This is a genomic window from Streptomyces sp. NPDC104309 (genome assembly GCF_055584025.1).
Map to the genome: position 1 here is coordinate 1 of NZ_JBVJMV010000128.1, position 1344 is coordinate 1344.

The 1344-nt window shown below is 61.3% G+C and carries 1 protein-coding gene; it reads right to left on the bottom strand.

Features of this window, described 5'->3' with window-relative positions:
- Positions 1–97: 97 nt before the first annotated feature.
- On the bottom strand, positions 98–1344 hold a 1247-nt coding region (locus ACZ68L_RS46755; protein WP_469591003.1), incomplete at its 5' end, for a group II intron reverse transcriptase.

Consider the following 1344-nt stretch of genomic DNA (forward strand, 5'->3'; position numbering starts at 1 on the left):
GACGGGGAAGGCCACCGGCATCGGTCGGGTAGCCGGGACACATTGCTGTGTCCCGGCCCCCTCAGAACCGGCCATGCCCGCTTTCCAGGCAACCGGCTCAAGCAAGCCCCAAGGGCGTCACAGTGCTCTGCATTCGGGACCGTCTGTCATCCGCAGCATGAAGCTGACGATGGCAGTCGGCGTGAACGAGACGCAGGTTCTTTCTCTCGTCCGACCCGCCGTCACGCCGGTATTCGAAGTGATGCTTATTTAGCATTTTCTTCGAGGCCGCGAACCAGTTGACCCACTCGCGTGGGTTGTCCGGCTCGTACTCGGCTCCGGCAATCAACGCCTGACGGCATAGAGGGCAGAGCCCCCGTTGCCGGTATGCCAGGGACAGACTCGTCTTGTCCATAGGCGGAGGCGCCTTTCGACGACGGCGGGTTTCCCAGTATTCGATTAGGGAGGGGTCATCCAGTGATGCCGCGCCCTTGATCAGGGTGTGTCGAACGATTTTCGTCCAGGAGAACTTGACGAGGTGGGCGCCGCTGATGCGATCGCCGAACACCCATCGGGCTCGCCTGGTCTTGTCGAACCGGCCGAAGTACCGTTTGACGATCCAGTCCTTCGACTTGAGCGGGTGAGCACGCTTGGCCCACTTGTAAGTGAGCACCCACATGTAGTTGTCCAGATCAGCGAAGACTCTGGACGACACCACCGTCCGGTAGTAGGCGGCCCAGCCCCGAATGATGGGCGTGAGCTTTCTCAAGACGCCTCCGGCGTTGCCGCCGTAGAGCGCCTTCACCTCCGCCTTGAGTCTCTCCCGGACTCTCTCGACAGCGTCCTTACTGGGCCTGATAAGCAGCTTGGTGCCGAAACGACGGACCCCGAATCCGAGGAAGTCGAACCCTTGCGTCACATGGACTATGCGGGTCTTCTCCTCATTGAATCTCAGCCCTCTCGGTTCCAGCCACTTGGCCAGCTCGGTCTTAACGCGGTGCGCTTCTTCCTCGCTGTGGCACATGGCCACAAAGTCGTCCGCGTACCGCACGAGGACAGGGGCATCCCGGGCCGTATATGTACCTCTATTGCCCGGACCTGCATACCGATAACGGCTCCCTGCCGCTGCCTCCATCCCATGCAGGGCAACGTTCAGCAGCAGCGGACTGATCACTCCTCCTTGAGGAGTTCCTTCGTCCGTCCGCATCAAGCGGCCTTCTTCAACGACGCCAGCCCGCAGCCATGCCCTGACCATGGTTCGACCAGGGAACAGGCCCAGGGCTTGAAGAAGTTGAGCGTGGTTGATCCGGTCGAAAGCTGCCGCGAGGTCTGCGTCGAGCACCCACAAACGTGAGGCCCCTTTGG